The 19,106-nt window shown below is 38.1% G+C and carries 19 protein-coding genes; 6 read left to right on the plus strand and 13 right to left on the minus strand.

The features are described from left to right. Positions 1–6: 6 nt before the first annotated feature. From GRFL_RS04500 to GRFL_RS04540, 9 genes are all read right to left on the minus strand, one after another. Positions 7–585, minus strand: a complete 579-nt coding sequence (locus tag GRFL_RS04500) for a conjugal transfer protein (RefSeq protein WP_083643486.1) — start codon at positions 583–585, stop codon at positions 7–9. Continuing rightward, positions 582–2,993, minus strand: a complete 2,412-nt coding sequence (locus GRFL_RS04505; RefSeq protein ID WP_083643487.1) for a TraG family conjugative transposon ATPase — start codon at positions 2,991–2,993, stop codon at positions 582–584. The genes GRFL_RS04500 and GRFL_RS04505 overlap by 4 nt, the downstream gene beginning before the upstream one ends. Further along, complete coding sequence (locus GRFL_RS04510) at positions 2,971–3,249, minus strand: hypothetical protein (RefSeq protein WP_139839262.1); 279 nt, start codon at positions 3,247–3,249, stop codon at positions 2,971–2,973. The genes GRFL_RS04505 and GRFL_RS04510 overlap by 23 nt, the downstream gene beginning before the upstream one ends. 14 nt (positions 3,250–3,263) lie before the next feature. Continuing rightward, positions 3,264–3,554, minus strand: a complete 291-nt coding sequence (locus GRFL_RS04515) for a hypothetical protein (RefSeq protein ID WP_083643489.1) — start codon at positions 3,552–3,554, stop codon at positions 3,264–3,266. 278 nt (positions 3,555–3,832) lie between these two features. After that, positions 3,833–4,495 carry a P-loop NTPase family protein gene (locus GRFL_RS04520; protein WP_083643490.1) on the minus strand — a complete coding sequence of 221 codons (663 nt, stop codon included), beginning with the start codon at positions 4,493–4,495 and terminating at the stop codon, positions 3,833–3,835. Then, positions 4,479–5,165, minus strand: coding sequence for a hypothetical protein (locus GRFL_RS04525; protein ID WP_083643491.1), 687 nt, complete (start codon positions 5,163–5,165; stop codon positions 4,479–4,481). Before GRFL_RS04525 ends, GRFL_RS04520 begins: the two co-directional genes overlap by 17 nt. After that, entirely contained in the window at positions 5,162–5,452 is a 291-nt protein-coding gene (locus tag GRFL_RS04530) for a helix-turn-helix domain-containing protein (protein ID WP_083645955.1), read from the minus strand. Before GRFL_RS04530 ends, GRFL_RS04525 begins: the two co-directional genes overlap by 4 nt. Positions 5,453–5,884: 432 nt before the next feature. Beyond that, complete coding sequence (locus GRFL_RS04535) at positions 5,885–6,715, minus strand: RteC domain-containing protein (protein ID WP_083643492.1); 831 nt, start codon at positions 6,713–6,715, stop codon at positions 5,885–5,887. Positions 6,716–6,798: 83 nt separating this feature from the next. Then, positions 6,799–9,207, minus strand: coding sequence for an aminotransferase class I/II-fold pyridoxal phosphate-dependent enzyme (locus tag GRFL_RS04540; protein WP_083643493.1), 2,409 nt, complete (start codon positions 9,205–9,207; stop codon positions 6,799–6,801). A gap of 217 nt (positions 9,208–9,424) precedes the next feature. Between GRFL_RS04540 and GRFL_RS04545 the strand changes: the two genes are divergently transcribed. The 3 genes from GRFL_RS04545 to GRFL_RS04555 all read left to right on the plus strand — a co-directional run bounded on the left by GRFL_RS04545 (position 9,425) and on the right by GRFL_RS04555 (position 11,144). Next, positions 9,425–9,793: a DUF7793 family protein gene (locus GRFL_RS04545; protein ID WP_083643494.1), complete on the plus strand. Its 369-nt coding sequence runs from the start codon at positions 9,425–9,427 to the stop codon at positions 9,791–9,793. A gap of 20 nt (positions 9,794–9,813) precedes the next feature. Further along, entirely contained in the window at positions 9,814–10,734 is a 921-nt protein-coding gene (locus GRFL_RS04550) for a helix-turn-helix domain-containing protein (protein WP_083643495.1), read from the plus strand. Between the two features lie 143 nt (positions 10,735–10,877). Continuing rightward, entirely contained in the window at positions 10,878–11,144 is a 267-nt protein-coding gene (locus GRFL_RS04555; RefSeq protein WP_083643496.1) for a DUF6520 family protein, read from the plus strand. Between the two features lie 47 nt (positions 11,145–11,191). On the opposite strand, the gene GRFL_RS04560 is transcribed toward GRFL_RS04555, so the two are convergent. The 4 genes from GRFL_RS04560 to GRFL_RS04575 are packed head-to-tail and all read right to left on the minus strand — an operon-like array spanning position 11,192 to position 17,010. Next, complete coding sequence (locus GRFL_RS04560) at positions 11,192–14,065, minus strand: M16 family metallopeptidase (RefSeq protein ID WP_083643497.1); 2,874 nt, start codon at positions 14,063–14,065, stop codon at positions 11,192–11,194. Continuing rightward, positions 14,066–15,463: a RagB/SusD family nutrient uptake outer membrane protein gene (locus tag GRFL_RS04565; protein ID WP_083643498.1), complete on the minus strand. Its 1,398-nt coding sequence runs from the start codon at positions 15,461–15,463 to the stop codon at positions 14,066–14,068. A 10-nt stretch (positions 15,464–15,473) separates the two neighbouring features. Continuing rightward, positions 15,474–16,223 carry a SusC/RagA family TonB-linked outer membrane protein gene (locus GRFL_RS04570; protein ID WP_139839263.1) on the minus strand — a complete coding sequence of 250 codons (750 nt, stop codon included), beginning with the start codon at positions 16,221–16,223 and terminating at the stop codon, positions 15,474–15,476. After that, on the minus strand, positions 16,204–17,010 hold the full coding sequence (locus tag GRFL_RS04575) for a TonB-dependent receptor domain-containing protein (RefSeq protein WP_083643500.1): 807 nt from the start codon (positions 17,008–17,010) through the stop codon (positions 16,204–16,206). The genes GRFL_RS04570 and GRFL_RS04575 overlap by 20 nt, the downstream gene beginning before the upstream one ends. Positions 17,011–17,365: 355 nt before the next feature. Here GRFL_RS04575 and GRFL_RS04580 point away from each other — a divergent pair, with 355 nt between their 5' ends. The 3 genes from GRFL_RS04580 to GRFL_RS04590 all read left to right on the plus strand — a co-directional run bounded on the left by GRFL_RS04580 (position 17,366) and on the right by GRFL_RS04590 (position 19,097). Beyond that, complete coding sequence (locus GRFL_RS04580; RefSeq protein ID WP_083643501.1) at positions 17,366–17,602, plus strand: helix-turn-helix domain-containing protein; 237 nt, start codon at positions 17,366–17,368, stop codon at positions 17,600–17,602. Positions 17,603–17,796: 194 nt separating this feature from the next. Beyond that, positions 17,797–18,774 carry an HNH endonuclease gene (locus tag GRFL_RS04585; RefSeq protein WP_236995878.1) on the plus strand — a complete coding sequence of 326 codons (978 nt, stop codon included), beginning with the start codon at positions 17,797–17,799 and terminating at the stop codon, positions 18,772–18,774. Continuing rightward, positions 18,741–19,097, plus strand: coding sequence for a hypothetical protein (locus GRFL_RS04590; protein WP_083643503.1), 357 nt, complete (start codon positions 18,741–18,743; stop codon positions 19,095–19,097). The genes GRFL_RS04585 and GRFL_RS04590 overlap by 34 nt, the downstream gene beginning before the upstream one ends. The last annotated feature ends 9 nt before the right edge of the window (positions 19,098–19,106 follow it).

Raw genomic sequence — 19,106 nt, forward strand, 5'->3', positions numbered from 1 at the left:
ATTGACCTACCATCCAGAGCTCCTGGTATTCAATTGCTCCTGCATTTGTCGAAAACTGATAATATCGCGATAGCGCTGAATTTGCTGCTCTACCTGGTATAGTAACAGATCGGATTGCTTCGTTTTTTCTAGTAAAAGGGTCGCTCGTTCCGTATCGGTCATTCGCAAGAGATCGCTCGACAGGATTTGGTCGATAAACTCCAGATCCTTGAGAGAAAGGTCTATCATGGCATCAAAGGAACCTGAGATTCTGTCAAACTCGTCCGGTCGTATATAGGGAGAATTCAATAAACTTCTGACATCCTGATGTATCCGATTATAGAGTTTTTCATGGTTTTGTGTCAGTTGACGAACGGCTTTCAGCTGTTTGATCACAGCATTCACTTTCTCTATATTTTCCTTTTGCTGCTTAAGGAATTGTACTGTCTTCAATAATTGCGAAGTTTGTTTAGCGGATTCAATCAGCTGTTTGGCCAGGCTGATAAAATTGGTATTGTCATATACTGGCATTCCCTGTGCGGATGCCCTATAGGAACCTATCAGTAAGAAGATACCCATGATCAACATCGTAGCTTTTGTTTTCATCGTGATTTTTTTTGAGTTAGGTAATTCCGTATAGCAGATTCCATATTCCCGGAAGCCTTGAATAATTTTAGGATAGTCTCATTTTCGGGACCGTCTGTGAGGTAAGCCGCATATGCCTCCGCCGGCACTTCCAGCCTATAGACATTGCTCTGTTTCCCTATTTTGATAAATACTTCGGTATATTTCTGGGAGCCACTAAGGTTATTCGTGATGGACTTTAACTGGTTCAGGTCATGCGCGGAGAGTTTCAACCTGGAAACCAAGTCGTCATAGCCTTTTTCATTCCGCAGGCTGTAAATCACCTGGGTGTTTTCAAGAATACTTGCCGCCGTGCTATTTTCCGGAAGCTGGTTTATCGATTGCAGGACAATGCCTATGGCTCCATTTTGCTTACGGATCGCCTGGTAATAAAATTCTACGCTTTCCAATACATTGGAAAATTTTAATTGCTTGGCAAACTCGTCAAATAGGATGATCCCTTTCTCAACCCTGTTACGCCAGATGGAACGTTGGATTGCTGATTTTATAAGCTTCAGCATAACCGATAGAATTTCCTGATTATCTTTTACCTCATCCAGTTCAAAAATGATCAGGCGCTTGTCTTCCATGCGGTAGGTATGTTCACCCTGATCCCGGAACAGGTAGCCATAGATTCCATCTCCGACATATTCCGAGAGAATGTGAAGAAATCGGGCTACCTCAAAATATTCCGGTTTTATTCCGGCTTTTTGCAGTATGAGATCCTGCTCTTTGTCAATAAAATTATAGAACCCTTGTAGGTCATACCCGCAGGCAGTAGTTGTATAATAGACCTGGAGCATTTTTTTGAGGGCTACGTTTTCTTCCTTTTTTACCGCTACACCCGGCGAAGTCAGTTCAAAAAGAAAAATGGCCAATTCTTCCAGGTGTTCTGCAGTAGGAACGGCACCCACGGGCAGATAAAAGGGATTTATACCTAGGGATTGTCCCGGCTGATATCTTAATACAACAGATGCATCCGCATATAAACCGGCAAATTTTGTGTAGGAACCTCCAAGATCAATAATGACCAGCCGTACACCCTGTTCAAAGAACTGTCGTAAAATACTATTGGCCAGGAAGGATTTTCCTTCACCGGTAGGAGCGAAAATGGCAAAATTGCGCGCCTTTATTCTCTTTTTACGTTCATCCCATACATCCTTAATAACCGGAATATTAAATTGCCGGTCGTTAATAATGATTCCATGGTCATCCGATTTATAATTAGCACTATGCAACCAAATACATAAGGCATGTTTCAGGTCGGATACATAGAGATCTTCATCGGTGAAATTAGAAGTAAATCCAAAGTACGTGTTGAGAAAATACTGTTTCCTGGCTTCTCCCTGCGGCGCATACGGACGAATATCCAGTTGTTTGCAACAGGTCTTAATCTCACCGGCAATACTAGATAACCTGGCAGGATCCTGATCCCAGTAGAGAATATTCAGCTGGCCCCGAACAATCCGCGCCTGTTCATCCTGGTTCATCGCCTGTAATACAGCTTCAATTTTTTCCAGTACTACCAGATTCTGCGTTCCAAAGCCGGCACTTTTTTTCAGCGTTTCACGCTTCTTTTCCAGTTGTTTTCTCCAACGGGTATTATCATCCATCACCAGTATCTGGTTGACCATATGATTTTCATACAACTCCAGCCCAATCCCATCAATAAATCCCTGATGGAAACTAAATTCATCAGAAGTAAACCTGCTGGCCGGCCGACTTGTCTGCACTTCCTCGAGAAAGGCTGTTTCATGTTGCAGTGCCATTACATCCCAATAGTTCTTCCCTATCCGGATGGAATGATCCCCCAGGATCACGTCCGTATCAATATCTGCGTTATAACCGTTAAAGTATTGACCGGTCAGGTTTTGAATCTTCGCTTCCTCTAATGGAAATAATTGCAGATTTCGATCCTGATTTAAAAAATTCACACACTCCTGAATAGCCTGGGAAAAACGACGAAGTTTCTCGTTTTCCGCATGGACAGTCTTTTTCTTTGCCTGAGTAAAAGGGTTTATAAATCGTGCTTTATGAAAGCTTCTATTAGCCGGCCAGCAAAAGAATAGAAAACATTGGTGACCAAGGTATTGTCTTCCGCAAAAATGATTACGTGTAGCTTTTTCCAGGAAGGATGTATCAGGAAGGTTTTCCGCATCAAATGCTGTTTTCAGGTAGATGTCCTGCTTATGTATGACGGTATGTGCAGGTAGGTTTTTAAAAGCCCGGAACCAGGTTGCATGGAGAGATTCATAGTCTTTTTCCGAGAGTGAAAACACCTCGGGCAGTACTACCTTATAACCCAGAATCATGTTGCCGTTACTAATAAAGGCATGGTTCCCTGAGACATCTGCAAGGGGTGGAAAACTATATAAATTTATTCTTTTCATAAGGTAATTTATTAATAGCCTTATTGCTGATCTCTTTAGGAAAGACCCGGAAAAAAGTTACGCTCTTGTTCCGGCTGACATACCGCAATAAACCGAGATACAAACCAATATTTCCCAGCAGAATGGCTAATAACACGACCAGAGAAAAAGAAAAAATCAGCAGGAACAGTGATAGCACTAAGGCCACGATCTGGACACCGAAGAGCATCACGGGAAGTCCCATAATCAAAGCTTCCTTTCGTATATCCCTATACATCGTATAACGTTTCATCAAACAGACATACTTATGAGATACGTGAAAATTCCAACCACGGCCCCGGTTATTAAAACGAATACCAGCACCCTGCTGATTCCTTTTTTCAGGTCAGCATTTTCACCAAAAAAATGGCCGGCATTAAATAGGAAGCCTACTAAGAAAATGACTCCCAGAAGGATTGGGAATATCGCCCGGATAGTATCGGATATATCGGATACAGAATCTTCAATTCCCCCGATCTGGGCAAATGCAGAAGCTGAATAGATCAGTGATACAGCCCATAAAAAGTGAGGTGACTTTTTCATTTTATCAGATTTTAGTGAGTAATGTTTACACCTAAAAAAGTATGAAAATAAACCCCTAAAAACCTGGTTATTAATATTTTGTAGATATCATTTACTTTGAAATCATTTGCCTGTAAAATGGCATACATGGCTATGATTTTCAGGCAACAACCTCCGGGCGGTGTTCATAAAAGAAAATCGGGCATGGAAAAAATGAACAGAAATAGTCAGATCGCCTTACTAATTGGAAAAAAATGCGTTGAAAAGCCTGCTTGTCAATTCATTTTTCAACGGGGAGATCATGTTCTTTTGTCGCATGCATTTTTATCAAAATCGATCAGATTAAATAATTCCCGCATACGGCTTCTGACCCGGTTTCCGTACAGATCCTCCAGTTCGTCGGCATTCAGATTGGTCGTTGCATGCGTTTTGATTCTTCCTTTGGTAGTTCGAAAAAGTTCATATCGTGACAACAGGACTTCCCCTAGTACATTACAATTTTCTCCATAAAAACGGCCAATGGGCTCCGCCCCGAGATCGTCAAAACAAAAGGTCCCACTGTCCCCATAATCTTCAATGGTTTTATACCCCAGGTGTTGAAAACTAAATACCACGTTACGCGTAGAAATCAACTCATAAGCTGGTCTCGAAGGAACTAAGTGAGGTATCAATTTCATCAGACTGGTCTTCCCGCACCCGACCGGGCCGGTAAGCATGATCCCTTTCTCAAGGTCGATTTCATAAACTTTACAACTATGTTTATCTCCAATGATATAGGCACATAACCTTTTGATGATCGGTCTGTCAGATTTATGAATACAGAATTTTTTTCCAAAGAGTAATTTACCTTTGGCGTCCAGGTAAATCAGCATCTTATTAAAATCATACTGCATAAACCGGCCATCGAAATGTCCGAGGCTGTATTCCACGCCCCCCTCCCGTATGCTAGAGCGGTTCTCCATAATTCTTGATCTTCGTTGTTCGCAGGTTTTCGGATGGCCGTGCTAAACCTGTTCTCTCCTGGGACGCCTGGCTATTTTCCAGTTTAAGAATCCACTTTTCCGCGGCATTTTTCCAGTTGATGATGGTCATGCCACTGCTCATTTTCCAGCCAATGGCCTCATAATGATTATAAAATGTCAACGCTTCATTTTTGGATCGCTTTCTATTTTTAAAAAATAAAATCATTTCCTCCGGGTGCATGGGCTCTTTCTCTTTTAGGTTATTTTTTTCTTTGTAACTGTTTATATTATGTCCCTGTACCTGTCCGTTATTGGAACTGCTGCGGTTCATGAGCTGTCCTACAGTGGAACGGCACTGTTCCTCCACCGGTTCGGCAGTTGTCCCAAATACGGACATGTTGATCTTACTGCCCTTATAAGGGTTATTAGAAGGAATATACACCAGGTAATTCCAGTTATGGAGATCCCAAATACACCGATGATAGGTGGATTTTGCACCGATTTTAGCGGCGTTCATCATTTCCCGACGGTTAATCCAGAAGCCTCTTGAAAACCGGGAGCTGTTCCATTCCTGGAACAGCGCCATATAAAGGCTGATATGAGAGGGATTCAGGCGATCATCCTTATCGAACAGGCTAAAGACTTCGTTTAATTGCCTGATGTAATTCATCTTCCAAAACCGATGTTGTGCTGGACCTTATTCTGATCCATTACCCTAAGAATAGCTGCGGTTTCGTAATAAATAATTCCACCGATTTTGGTATACGGCAAGGTTCCGTTATTGCGAAGGTTTTGCAGGGTACCAGGGCTGACCTGGAGGTATTCCATAACATCAGCGGACTTCAGGTACTTTTTCAGTGTACCTTCGGATTGTTTTTCCATTAAGGATTTAATTTCTTCCAGCAGTTCGATTTTAAACTCTCGAAGATCATCGGTTGTAATAATACTTGTTGGCATAACTTTTTGTTTTAAATAATCCCACTGCCAGGATTTCCGATCTCCATAAAATAGCAGTGGGATTGAGTTGAATTGACTTTCATGACAAATTTGAAAAGCTACAGGCATATTTATTCCCAATAGCCCGCGTACTACGAAAAAGTTTAACAGGCTGGCTTTCATGCACTAGCGGCATTTGTCAGCTGGCAGCTTAGAATGGAGAGGAAAAAAGGGTATAAAAAAGATTTGCACGTTCTAAAATTCGAACCTGGCATTTAAAAGATGAATGGAGGAAAATGTAATTTGTATGATAGCTATTAAACCTTTTTAATTTCTAACGGTCATAACTATAATTGGTATTATTTCTACCTGGTTATAAGAACCTCCACAGAAATAGTTTTAGAAAAAAGAATAGTTTGTTTGGAAAAAGGCGGCACCCTACTGTCGCCTTTTTCATTGATCGTCCCGATAGATTCTCTCCTCAAGTTTCAGCATAAGAGTAGCGAGGTATTTTGTTCTGTCCTTTTTACGGGCTTTAATTTCCGAATAGGTCTTGTAGAAATTATCCAATCGGATATTAAAAAAGTCTTCAAAAGCAGCAACCAGGGTTTTGATGTCTGCAGTTCCATGATTAATATCCTGGCTAGCATATAATGCATAGACCAGTTCCACCAGGGCTGTTTTAGAACCGGACCATACAAGTACAGTCGGTCTTTTTTCCTGATACAGATAGTCATTTCCTGGTTCGAGTTCCTGTAATCTTTCTCGTAAATAATGAATGAACCTGTATAAAGCCTGAATTTTCGCCCATAGCATATCATGGGAGGTGGTAAACTCCGGATACTGATAATAGTTAATCGTTGGAGTAAATGGAAAATTATTCCGGTAGTTTCTGCAAAAAAACTGGTGATCAAGATACCCATAATCCTGCTCCATATAGTGCACAAAATCGTTGTTGCGGGCAAAAAACTTGTTCACCTTTTTAACCTCTTTCTCCAGGTACCTAATTTTATGCGTTTTGCCCACCTTCGGGATACTCAATTCACAAGTTCTGATTTCCGTAAAGTAAATTAGGTAACTCATCGGAAAAGGTTTGATATTTTTAAAAAAGTTAATTTCCTCGCCTGTATTCTCAAAGTCTTCCTGTTCCACTAAATGCTGTAATTGCGAAATGGTGTTATTACACAGTTGTATCCCCTTCTCCGACTTCTTCAAATGGGAGTTTGCAGACCTGACAATCAGGTCCAGTTTATTCGAAAACAACGTCATCACCTCCTCGAACATTGGGTTAGTATTAATTGAAAACAGGTAAAACCTTTGTTGGGCTTTTTTCAATATGTACAGGATTATGGCAGGGCAATCTGAATTTAATCTGTTCTAAGCCATTCCAGGCTTTCCAGTGCAAAATTATCACGGCTTTGCAGATAGGCACATTTCTCTATAACGGTAGCACCTATTTTTCGTTTCTCAAAACCGGCGGTTAGGCCAAAATCAATCCGCTTACAACCTAGTTGATTGGCTCGCATAACGGTTTGAAAAAGCAGCTGTCGGTATGTATTAAATTTTCTGGAATAGTTATAATCCATCCCGATAATTGCTGGTGTGTAGACATTATTGCTATTACGATAACAGCACATCACGCCAATAATTACTGAACTCTCGGTTTTAAGCTTCACTAAGATAAACTCCCAGTTTTCGCAGGAACTCATATGCTCAAACAAACGGAACGGGTAAGTAAACGTATTTAACCCTATGTTATTCCCTTTAACTTCAAGATAGAGCTGGTAACATTCATCCAGTAAGTCTTTCTTCAAAGTTGATTTAACGGATACGTCCAGTATATTAAAAAAGGCTTCAATATCCTTCCTAAAATGCTTTCTGGAACTTTTGCTAAGCGAATTAATATATTCTTCTGTGGTGGTAAAATTTAAACTCGATAAAACGGCAGCTTCGGGCATAGCCACCTGTACAAAACCTTTCTGGTGGAGGTATTCCTTCAGGGTCTCATCATCACTTTTAAAATCTCTCAAAATCACATACTGAGGTTGCAATTTCTTTTCAATATTTTCAATTTCCAATAGAAGAAGATCAAAAGCTTCCTGCCAGTTAGGATTGGTTCGATCCAGGTACAAATGTTCTCCCTCTGTAATCATTGATCCCATACAAAGACAGGTACTGGTATGGTAATAGGAATTAGTTTCCCGTTGCTTTTCTATTTTTTTTGAAACTGAGTCCGGTGCAAGCATGTCTTCTTTCCATAGGCCAAAAGTGAAAAATGTTGCCAGATTGCATTTTCCATTCACATCTTTAACCAGGTAATAGAAAAACTTGTAATTATGTTCAGGCAAGTCATTTTCACAAAAAATATCCTCCATCTCCCGAAGACCATCCCAATCATAGAATCCATGATCTCCCACTGTTTTGTTCCATAAATCAGAGGGGATCTTTTTAATGGTTAAATAGCATTCAATTGAAAGATTTGATTTGTTACCAACCACTTTTAAATTCTTTGACATACCTCTTCTAAATGCGAAGTTTACCCTGTCGAGGGTGGTATGAGTATCTGCCAAGGCTTTTGGAAAGTTCTCAACTATGGCCTCCACGAGACCTTTCATTTCTTCCTGTTCGTTATTTCGGCATATGGTTATTCGAAGACCGGTGTTTTTAACCGGAACCACTGGGAAAATTCCGGTATTCACATAATACCCTGCATCTATGAGCCTCCTCACCAGGTTAAATCCTGTGTCCGGCATGCCCGCACCTATATAAAATATAGGAGAGTCATTTTCAACGATCAATGGCAAATTTGTATTTCTGACACACTGACTGAAATATGCAATACGATTAGACAAGTCTTCCTGCAATTGGTAGATCTCATCACTGAGATGAATTTTTGCTGATGCGATAGCGGCTCCGATAGATGCCGGTTCCAACTGAACTGAAAATGTCAATGGCCCACCAAAATTCTTAATACGTTGATGTATTTTTTTGTCGTTACAAACTACGACCGCACCACTCGCACCAAACGTTTTACTTAATGTGCCAAATAGAATAACTCTGTCTGGTAACTTCTTCAATACGCTCATTACATAACCGCTACCGTTAGCACCCTTCCAGCTCATACCGTGTACATCATCAAAGTAAATATGAAGCTGTGGATATTTATCCATGAGCTGCATTAATTCTTGTATTGGGGCATAATCCCCAAACATGGAATACATTCCATCTGCCATATACCAAATCTTATTACATTTTGATTGTAACTTACGTACCTTATCTTCCAACATGTCCAGATTATTATGCCGGATCATTTCCACCGGCACGGAGCGCAGCTTTAATGGATTTACTGCACTTTGAACGCTCCAGTGCACCTGATGATCAAGGATTACTCCATCCCCATCATTGACTACAGTTGGTATGACTCCTAAGTGACCGAGTGTACTATTCTTTGTTAGCACCACCGGACAATTATATATTTGTGTTAGTAGTGATTCGAGCTCCGCGTATAATGGATTCGAGATATATGATTTAGAAAGCGGGAATTGTGTACCGTAGGCGTTAATGGCTTCTATTGCGCCCTGTTTTAGCCGCTGATCATGTTCCAGTCCGAGGTAACCAGTGGTACCAAAATGGAACAATTTTCTCCTATTGATCTGAATGTGCCTGCCGTCCAGGTTTTCATCTTCCGCGTATAAATGTAACGCACCAGAGTCTTTAGCATTGGTCATTACATCGATAACCGTATTGAGTATATTATTGTGTCTGATCTTTGCCATAATTCCATATTTCTATTTAAGCTACTAAAAACAATTAGTAAAATTGAGTAATACTAATTCCTTAGCCTTTTAAGGCAAATGATTGAATTTAAAGGCAAATTGATGCAAACAGCTTTAAATACAATGACTCACAAAGCAATAACTGTTTTAAAGGAGTTTAAACACGTTCAGGCATAAGCTTTTATTCCGTAAATTAGGATTACTAATAGGGTTCCTTATGATACGAGGTGAAGATTATGCACATCTCTGGATCGAAGAGGGTATACTCCACTTTGTTTACAAACCGAATACCGTCATTGATCTTGAAGCTGCCAGGGCAATTGTCAAGACCAGGCTCCGTTTTCAAAACGGAACCCCATATCCCATTTTATGTGATGTAAGGCTGATGAAAACCGCCAGTAAAGGAGCAAGAGAATACCTGGCGGAAAAAGGTTGTATTAACACCCTTGCCGTAGCATTTGTCATTGATCAGGCATACTCAGGAACCCTTATTAAAGCTTTTATCACCATCAGTAATCCCTCTGTCCCTACAAAAGCGTTTACCACCATTGCGGAGGCATTGAGCTTTTTGAGTCGTTACAACTAAGCATCGAAAATCTAAATACTATGTATAATTCATACTCTCAAAACAGGGTGCAGGAAATTCTTGATTTTATAACAGAAATCACCTTGGGAAAATACACTTACACCCTGCCCTTACGAAACCAGAAAAACGAGTTGGAACAGATCGTCGTTTCGTTAAATACCATGGTGGAAGAAATAGATACGGTAGTTCACCAGATCAACCATGATAAGAGCAGGGAGGTTATTCAAAACCTTATTTTCCACCTGGACAGTAGTTTCATTATCAAAGCCTACTCTAATAACGTTGAAGAAGTATTGGGACTCACAAAAAAAGAAATGCTTCATCAATCCATTGAAGTGCTTCTGGGAAAAGAAACACAACTATATGAAAAGATAGAGGAGATACTCCAAAGTAGAACAACACAAAACCAATCTTTCCCTATTGAATTACAGCACAAGAATGGATACTACTGGACTGGAAATGCTTACATACATTATATTCAAGGCAATGGTAACACCTCCTATATTCTATCTGTTTTCAAATCGGTTTACCAGAATGAAAAGCTAAAAAAGAAATCGGGTAGTAAAGATTATGGATTCAAAACATATCCTAGCGAATACCGCAGTTTATTAATGCAGGATCAGCGCAAGCTGGCCAGAAAAATCCACAAGTATATTACGCAACGACTAGACCGAAAATTGCAGAAACTATCCGTGATTGCTACAGAGGTTGGTGCCAGTGAAAGTAAGATAAAAGTGATTTTCAAAAGGGTGTATGGTGATACAATTTACGCTTATCATTTGCGAAAAAGGCTAGAAAATGCTTATTCCATGATCAAGGATACCAGTCTACCAATCAATGAAATTGCAGAGGAATGTGGCTTTATAAGCTTTCCTCACTTCTCCAGATCCTTTAAAAAGGAATATGGTATGACACCCACCGAAGCGCGAAAATCCGAATGAAAGACCAGCAAAGACTAATTTAAATACTGCCAAGGCAAATACCCAGGGATATAAATAGTGAACTTTATAACACTATTGCGCAAGGTACAGGAGCAGCCTACCTGTATAAAACTAGGTATTTGTTTAATGTAAAACTTAATATTATGAATTTCAAAAAAATCATATTACCGATGATTGCTTTCATTTTTTCATTGGGAATGCTATTTGCATTTTCAAAGCCACAAAGTGATCCAAACAATGATTATGTACAAACTCCGCAGGGGTTAGTTATCATTCCAGAGCAGAATTGCAGTACCGGAAGCACCCAATGTAGGGTTCAATTCGGAGAAGATGGTCCAATTTATAAAGTTTATGATGATGCAGCCCTTTCGATGCCTAAATTAGGCGATGGTAGTATAAAGCAACTTTAATTGTAATTTAAAAATAACAAACCGGGTTAATCCCGGTTTGTTTTATTTTAATTTTCAAGTTTGCCAGTATTATTTTTTTGAACAAATTCCCATAAATTCTCATCCTTCAGGTATTTTCGAGCGCTTAACTTGATATCTTCGGGTTTAATAGTTTTTATAAATTCAACAAGTTCTCTATTATCAACCCAATCAAGATCATAATAATAGTGATCATATATTTTTTGACTTTTAGCTAAATTATTTCCAGCTCTTAATTTTTCATCTGTGAAGGATTGTAAAATTCGTAAACTTTGGCTTAAAGCTTCTTCCGTAATTAAATCAGTTTTCAGCATTTCAACAATCTTAAAAAACTCTTTTTTTATTTTTTCATAATCTTCAGGAATAACATCCAAATTTGGTCCAATAATGTATTGATTCGTATTAAAATCGAATTGACCACCTGAGCTTACAGAGTAGATGGATAGATCCTTCTCGAACCGTAATTTGTAGAGTTCATTATATATTACAAAGCCGAGGGCTTTAACCCTAATATGTTCCTTCCAATTATTTTTATTCCCGGGAGATATAAATTTTACTGCATATTGTTTATTATTGGTTTTGGCTTCTTGAACTGGTAATTCTACTTTTACCGGACCCTTTGGTAACTTCGGAGACTTATTTAGGTTTTCAAATGACGATTGATTGTTATCTATTTTTGGGATATTTCCTAAATATTTATTTATCAGTGGTATCAAATTACTACTTGAAAAGTCTCCTGTAATAATAAAAGTGTATCCATTAGCATTTCCCAGAATATTTGAAAAAATATCGTAGGATTTTTCATAGCTCACTTTATCAAGTCCTTGAAGTCTTTCAACCATATCCCCGCGTAAAGTATAATTCCCGGTTAATCTTTCGATACTCGACCTCATATAGGAATCGTTGATATTAGCGATCGCATTATTCAGTTTTTTGCTTTCATCTTTTAACCAGTCATTAAAAACTTTTTCATTTTTTATCGGTTTGGTAAGTAATAAAAAAATTGTCTGAAGCATTTTTTCAAAATCCTTTTCTGACCCACTAATTGTAATTCCAGATTCTAAATTACTGATATATGGTTGTATCAATTGCCAAACTAAACTGTTTCCTTCTGCATATCGCTGAAATTCAAACTTATCAAGATCACCTATTCCTCCGTTTTTAATAAGGTCCGGTGCAGATACGGCTGAGAAATAATCTTCAGGTTTAAGGCTAGAAGCTCCTAACTTTTTATACCCATGAATATAAATGCTATTTTGAAGACTTCCCGGCGTTGACTTAAATGAACTAAGGATTATCCTAATATTATTAGCCAATCTAAATTCCTGAATATTCTTTCGACCAGAGTTCATGTATAGTATTCCCTTCTCTTGCAAATTTCTTTTAGCCTGATCACTCATCAAACTCTCAGGAGTTTTTGGGACTACATACGGACCTACAGGATTTTTATAAGACTCGTATATCAAGGTTCGAATTTCATCTTCTTGGAATTTATGCACTGGATCATTAGTAGAAATCATAACTGCAATATCATCCGGGACACCTAGTTCAAGTTCTTTTATAAATCGATTAAAAGAATGTAGATCATAATCAGCAAGCCAATTCTGAACAATTTGAATTTGATTTTTATTAAATGGAATATCATCAATGAAATAATCCTGAATTCCCATTAACCAAAACTTTGAATCACTCAAATCCTTGTCTTGAAGGTTTTTTGAAAATTCATTCTTAGCCTTTTCAAAATACGCTTCCGAAACCCCATAACGAATAAGCTGACCTATATCAGCAAAAACATCCTCCAAGGCCATCCTTTCCTTTCCCTGTTCAACTGATAGTTTTATTTCCAGGGCATCAGGGAATCTGTTAGCATTCTCGGTATGGTTGCATAGAGCATTAAAAAAATTATGATAATTCCTATTATTCTCCGTAATACGTTGATTTAATATCATTAAGAATAGTTCAAATTGCATTTTCCATTGTGCCTCGAGATTACTTCTTTTAATACTCCTTTTTGTACTCCTGTACAAAATGTTAATTTGACTATCTGAATTCAACCTTTCATCGGTTTCTTTTACAAAGGTTTTAAATTGAGGTGGTCGCTTCAAAAAGAGTGAGTCACAGTTATTCTTTTGAACTTGATGAGAATTATTTTCAGTTTCTGAAAAAACAGATCTGATTTTTTTCTCGACCCGTTCAATATCTGGAATATTTCCTACCAGGACTATAGCCATATCTTTTGGCTGGTACCACTTGGTATAAAAATTTCGTATAGCCTGAGTTTTAATACCTCTTATTTTTCCTAAAAAATTTGAGCCATCCGTAACGCAGGGGTAGAAAATTCTTTGCAGTTTGAGATCGTTATAGAATTTGGGAAAATTATCACCTGACCTCATAATCGTTTCCTGTATAATGACACCTTTTTCAGTTTCTATTTCTTCCGCTTCAAGAGCTAGTCCATCGACAATATCTTTAAACCACATAAGGCCGGTCTTTATGGAATTAAAATCGTCCGAATTGCCATCAAAAACATACTCCGTATGATTAATACCCGTATGACCATTGACAGCATATTTACTAAGATTTAAATTCTCATTTTCTTCGAGATACTGAAATATCCCATCTGGAAAATTATTCGTTTTCTTAAAAGCCATATGTTCCAAAAAATGAATGAATTCGAACTCATCTTGTTGTTGTTGATACCTGCCTACTTTAACGTATAACCTCATAGCTAATTTGTTATTCGAAGCGGGTAAATTCTTAATAAAATAATTCATTCCATTTTTCAACTTTCCCTGACGGATACTTTCATCCAACTGAACCTTAGATTCTGTCAGTAATTTTTCTTGCCCGAGAATATGGCTACTTATGAAAAGTGCGAGTATTAATTTGATATATAGTTTCATTTAATATCCCGGATTTTGAGTTAGGTTCACGTTTTTAGCTCTCTCCTGTGCCGGAATTGGGTATAATGCATCCTCAGCACTCCAATCATTACCGACACCACCCAAAATAGATTCTGCTCTTTTCTCTCTTTTTAAATCCAGCCATCGGTGTCCCCATTCGGCAAATAATTCTTTGCTGCGTTCTTGAAAGATTAAATCGCTAAGTTCCTCCTGAGAATAGGATTGCTCGTTTGAAAGGAGATCAACTGTAGCTCTTTCCCTTATTTTATTTAAATCATTCAGAGCACCCAAAGAATTATTAAGCATATTTCTGGCTTGAGCGCGAATTAAATATTGTTCGGCCAGTCTTAGAACCATAGAAAACTCTTTAATTTCATTAAAGGAGCTTCTATCCTTGTACTTAAAAGGAAAATACTTTTCGGTTTGTTCATTAAAACCAATCCAGTTTTGTAGACGTTGGTCTGCTTCAGAAAAAGTCACTACCAAGTCATCTGTCAGTGAAACTTTTGTAAAACAAGGTGCAAAAGATAGAAATATAAAGATACTGCCTTCGTTAGTATAGCCTATTGGCCCTCCTCTACCCTCAGGAGTTAGCTGCCAAATCGCTTCTTTACTGTTCGCTAGAAATACAGCGTTTAAGTCATCCGATAACTCATATTGAGAATTACTTTCTATTACTTGTGTGCTATAAATTTCTGCTTCCTGCCAATCTCCAAGAAATAAGTGAACTCTTGCCAATAATCCATTGGCAACATTTCTGTTGATTTGGGTTCGATCTCCGTTTGGATATTCGTCAGTAAGCAAGTCCCGGGCAACCATTAGATCAGATAGTACCTGATCATATACTAATTCAACCGAATTTCTGGAAGCCGTCGAGTTGTCCCTATAATCCGTCGAAAGGATTAATGGAACAGGTCCATAAAGATTTACCAAATAAAAATAGGTAAAGGCTCTAACTGTTAAGGCTTCTCCTTTAAGCCTGTCACCAATCTCAGGAGTTAAGTTTTGAGAATCTTCCAGGCCTTGCAGCAATGAATTTGTCATATAAATCACCTGGTAGGTACTGGACCAAAGGGCTAGATTTCTTTCATTATTCGGCGAAATCGAATGCTGATCAAATTCCCTTAGAAGCAGATCATTTTCCCGAAGACTTTGAATGTTATCAGAAGACAATCCTGCTAATACGGTGACGCTATTCTCATATCCACTACTAAAGGCTGCTGTAAAAAGTTGATTATAAATACCTTTCATGGCACTTTCAGCGGTGGCGTCTTCATCGAAAACTTCCCTTCTCCCTATTTTATACGCTGGGGAATCCACTTCCAAATAATCCTCACAGGAAATGGTAAGGAAACCTGAAAGAATCATTATGCTAATTTTTTTATATAGATTTTTCATTGCTAAAATTTTAAAATTTGAGATTAAGGCCGGTTGTAATACTTCTCAAAGAATTGAAATTAATTCCTCCATTTGGTATTTCTGGATCCAGCCCCTTATAGGAGGTCAGAGTAATTAGGTTCTGCCCGGTAAAAAAGAGCGTAGCGCTTTTCATACCCAGTGGTCTCAACCAATTCTTTGGTACATCATAGCTCAAATTGAGGTTTTGTAATCTCAAAAAAGAGGCATCGGTTATGGTATAATTTGAATTAAGTACATTGTTATAAGCCCTTGAAGCCGCAGTGCTTCTTGAAACCAGCTGATATTGGGTATTAGTGTTTAAGGCATCAATTACCTCTGCGCGTTGATTTTGAAGAAACCCTGCTTTAAATAATTCAAGAGTACCCTCCTGCTTTACAAATCTCCATAAGAATTGCAGGCTAAAGTTTTTAAAGTTTAATTCATGATTCCAACCCCCAAAGAAACTTGGGCTTTTATCCAAGGCGATTTTTCTATCTTCATAGTCAAGGCTTCCATCGTCATTCCTATCTAATACACTGTAAAAACCTGTTTCGGGATCCAGACCTGTGTATTGGTAAAGTAATTCTATGTTGAGTGGCTCTCCTACGACATATTTATTAGCATAGGTAGATTCTTGTAATCCCGGGTATCTCAAAAGTTCGTTCTTCGGAATGCTGAAGTTAAAATTGGTGTTCCATTCAAAATTTTGGCCTGAAACCAGATTTGAAGCGAGTACCATCTCAAAGCCCGTATTTTGCACAGTAGCCGGTAAATTTGCCTGTACACTTGTGAATCCGGTAATTGCCGGTAATTGCCGGTAAAGAAAAACCAACCAGTTGGTTAGAAGAACGGTTGCGATACCAACTCGCTGAAATATTCACTCGATTATCAAAAAATCCAAGTTCTATCGCAGCTTCCAGTTTTTTGTTCACCTCCCATGAATAATCAGGATTGGACAATTGGTTTGGAAATAAACCTCCAGGTCCCAAAGTTGGAGAATATGTATCTAAATATCCATAATCACCTATTTGATCACTTCCAGTTGTTCCATAACTCGCTCTCAATTTTCCGAATGTCAAAAACGAAGATGAATTAGGAATAAAACTTTCTTCTGAGAAAATCCAAGCTGCACCTAACGCGCCAAAATTGGCCAGTCGTTTTCCGTCTCCAAATCTTGATGATCCATCACGTCTTCCGGTAAGGTTTAAAAAGTAGCGTTTATCCCAGTTCAATCCGATCCGGCTGAAAATTGCGCTATAGCGATATTCCGTATTTTCATCAGCAGGTGATATTATATTCTGTGCAGCATTTAAATTTCCGATTAGGCCCTCCGATGCATAACCGGTTCCTTGTAAATTTGTAAGCCCCGATCGACTTTCCTGGAAGGTCGTACCAATCAACATATTAAAGTTTGCCTTACCGATAGTATGATGGTAATCTAATTGTGGTTCTGCGATAAATGATTTTCTTTCAAGGAATAAATGATTAGAACGATTTTCAATATTAGCCTGACTAGCCGGACTGAATGATCTTTTCGGACGCTTCAATAACTCATTACTGTGGTACTAGCGAAATGTCTTTAGGAAGTAAAACGCCTGGAGCAAAGAAGAATAAAGCGCAAAAAAACAGGCGCGAAACTCAACTTATGCTATCAAGGTACTGGTATACCGCACAACGATAAGAGAGCCCACGCCCGGGTCGTGAGCATTCACACTTATCATCTCGTTGCTTAAAAATTACCAGTTTTTGATAGCGAGACTCAAAGCGAATGCTTCTAATATTTTAAGAAGTTCGCAATATATTAATTATGAATCAAATATAAATAAAATTTTCCTGTGTGGTATTTTAATGCCACAATAAATATGTTAAATATTTTCAGATTGCTTCGAGAAAGCAGTGGAAATGGCTAAAGAAATATCAAAAGAAGATTTTTTAAAAGTCTTTGGAAACAACTTAAAAGAAACTAGATTAGAAAAAAAACTTTCCTATCGCCAACTAGCCCAACGATGTGATATTGATTACAGTCACATTTCCCGAATAGAAAAAGGTGAAATAAATATTCAACTATCTACCGTTTTAGAACTTGCAAAAGGATTAGAACTTCATCCAAAGGAATTATTTCACTTTCAACTTGATTGAAATAATTTAATACTATGTTTTTTCAAATTCTTAGTTAGTAAAAAATTTACCACAAAGAAATAATTGATTTAAATATAGAATTACGCTTGTCAATTATTTTGAGTATTTCATAGATTTACAATTCTGACAAGTCACGTAAATTATTAGAGTTAATATTTTACCCTTAATTTTTCACAATATATAAAAAAGCACCATTGCCTAATTTAAGTAAATACTTGTGGTATTTTAAAAAATTAAAACGTGGAGTTAGTGCAAATCTTACTAAAGCTCCTCATAAACCGATAATGCTTCTCGCCATAATAAATGGCATTAGAAAAGGTCATATTACTAACAACAAAGTTTTCATAACACCCGAGTTGCTTTTAAATTTCCGCGAGACCTGGAAACAGCTTGTAGATACCGGCCATACTGAGAATTTTGCCCTTCCTTTTTTCCATTTGCGGTCAGAGCCGTTCTGGGATTTGATCGCAAAACCCGGTATGGAGATAGGGATTACACGGTCGGGAAGCATCCGCAGCTTTAAAAATTTACGGGAAACCGTTGCCTTTGCAGTTATTGATGCCGAGTTATTTCTTTTATTACAACAGTCAGAAACCTGCCAGGTTCTGGAAGAACAATTGCTACAGTACTATTTTTATGATACCCGGAGTAACTACTGGAATGATTTAAATTCAGCCGAAGAATCGTTGCTGGAGTACCAAATCCAAAATGAATCGGGAAAGGAATACAGGGAACGATTACTTTCACTAAAATCACAACTGGACGATAGCAGCTACCAAGAAGAAATTTTTATACGTGGTGGTCTGTTTAAGCGGAGTATTCCAAGAATTTACGATTATAAATGCAGTATCTCGGGTATGCGCATTATGGGGCCACCAAACATTCAGATGATTGATGCCTGCCATATTCATCCTTTCAGTCTTTCCAACGATGACACAGTAAGTAATGGTATCGCACTCTCTCCTACCCTTCACCGGGCTTTCGATCGTGGTCTAATTAGTATTACCGAAGATTATAAAGTAAAGGTTTCAAGCCTCGTTAATGACAAAGATTCCAAGTTCACTTTAACCCAGTTTGATGGGAAAGATTTATTATTGCCCAGTAAGAAATCTTGGTTTCCATCTGTTCAATCAATAAAATGGCACCAGGAGAACATTTTTATAAACGAATAGTAAAGAAGTTTTACTACGTAACCTTATCTAACTTCAAAAATGAAAATTTTATGGGGCTGAATGCACTAATTTCAATTGATCTAAAAACGAACTCTTCGGAAAAAATAAATCATTTTAATGAAGCGATGCAGGAAAAAGAATGGTCAAAAATAGAATCCATGGATCATACCTGGGTTTCAAGTTTTAATGACGGCATTTCAAGAGAAAAAGCTTTGGAAGTCATTCAAAGCGATGTTACAACGATTAAACAAGAGTATGATCTTGAGACCTTAAGTATAGCTGTACAGCTTTCGAAAGAAGATATCGTACAAGGAGATTTTTAAATATCAGGA

This window comes from Christiangramia flava JLT2011 (assembly GCF_001951155.1).
Lineage (GTDB): Bacteria > Bacteroidota > Bacteroidia > Flavobacteriales > Flavobacteriaceae > Christiangramia > Christiangramia flava.

Bases quoted from the DNA above. Each gene is read 5' to 3' on its own strand.
- GRFL_RS04580 (WP_083643501.1), top strand. From the start codon at position 17,366: ATGGCTAAAGAAATATCAAAAGAAGATTTTTTAAAAGTCTTTGGAAAC.
- GRFL_RS04500 (WP_083643486.1), bottom strand. From the start codon at position 585: ATGAAAACAAAAGCTACGATGTTGATCATGGGTATCTTCTTACTGATA.
- GRFL_RS04540 (WP_083643493.1), bottom strand. From the start codon at position 9,207: ATGGCAAAGATCAGACACAATAATATACTCAATACGGTTATCGATGTA.
- GRFL_RS04550 (WP_083643495.1), top strand. From the start codon at position 9,814: ATGTATAATTCATACTCTCAAAACAGGGTGCAGGAAATTCTTGATTTT.
- GRFL_RS04560 (WP_083643497.1), bottom strand. From the start codon at position 14,065: ATGAAACTATATATCAAATTAATACTCGCACTTTTCATAAGTAGCCAT.
- GRFL_RS04530 (WP_083645955.1), bottom strand. From the start codon at position 5,452: ATGCCAACAAGTATTATTACAACCGATGATCTTCGAGAGTTTAAAATC.
- GRFL_RS04555 (WP_083643496.1), top strand. From the start codon at position 10,878: ATGAATTTCAAAAAAATCATATTACCGATGATTGCTTTCATTTTTTCA.
- GRFL_RS04525 (WP_083643491.1), bottom strand. From the start codon at position 5,165: ATGAATTACATCAGGCAATTAAACGAAGTCTTTAGCCTGTTCGATAAG.
- GRFL_RS04520 (WP_083643490.1), bottom strand. From the start codon at position 4,495: ATGGAGAACCGCTCTAGCATACGGGAGGGGGGCGTGGAATACAGCCTC.
- GRFL_RS04510 (WP_139839262.1), bottom strand. From the start codon at position 3,249: ATGTATAGGGATATACGAAAGGAAGCTTTGATTATGGGACTTCCCGTG.
- GRFL_RS04565 (WP_083643498.1), bottom strand. From the start codon at position 15,463: ATGAAAAATCTATATAAAAAAATTAGCATAATGATTCTTTCAGGTTTC.
- GRFL_RS04590 (WP_083643503.1), top strand. From the start codon at position 18,741: ATGGCACCAGGAGAACATTTTTATAAACGAATAGTAAAGAAGTTTTAC.
- GRFL_RS04505 (WP_083643487.1), bottom strand. From the start codon at position 2,993: ATGAAAAGAATAAATTTATATAGTTTTCCACCCCTTGCAGATGTCTCA.
- GRFL_RS04545 (WP_083643494.1), top strand. From the start codon at position 9,425: ATGATACGAGGTGAAGATTATGCACATCTCTGGATCGAAGAGGGTATA.
- GRFL_RS04535 (WP_083643492.1), bottom strand. From the start codon at position 6,715: ATGTTCGAGGAGGTGATGACGTTGTTTTCGAATAAACTGGACCTGATT.
- GRFL_RS04515 (WP_083643489.1), bottom strand. From the start codon at position 3,554: ATGAAAAAGTCACCTCACTTTTTATGGGCTGTATCACTGATCTATTCA.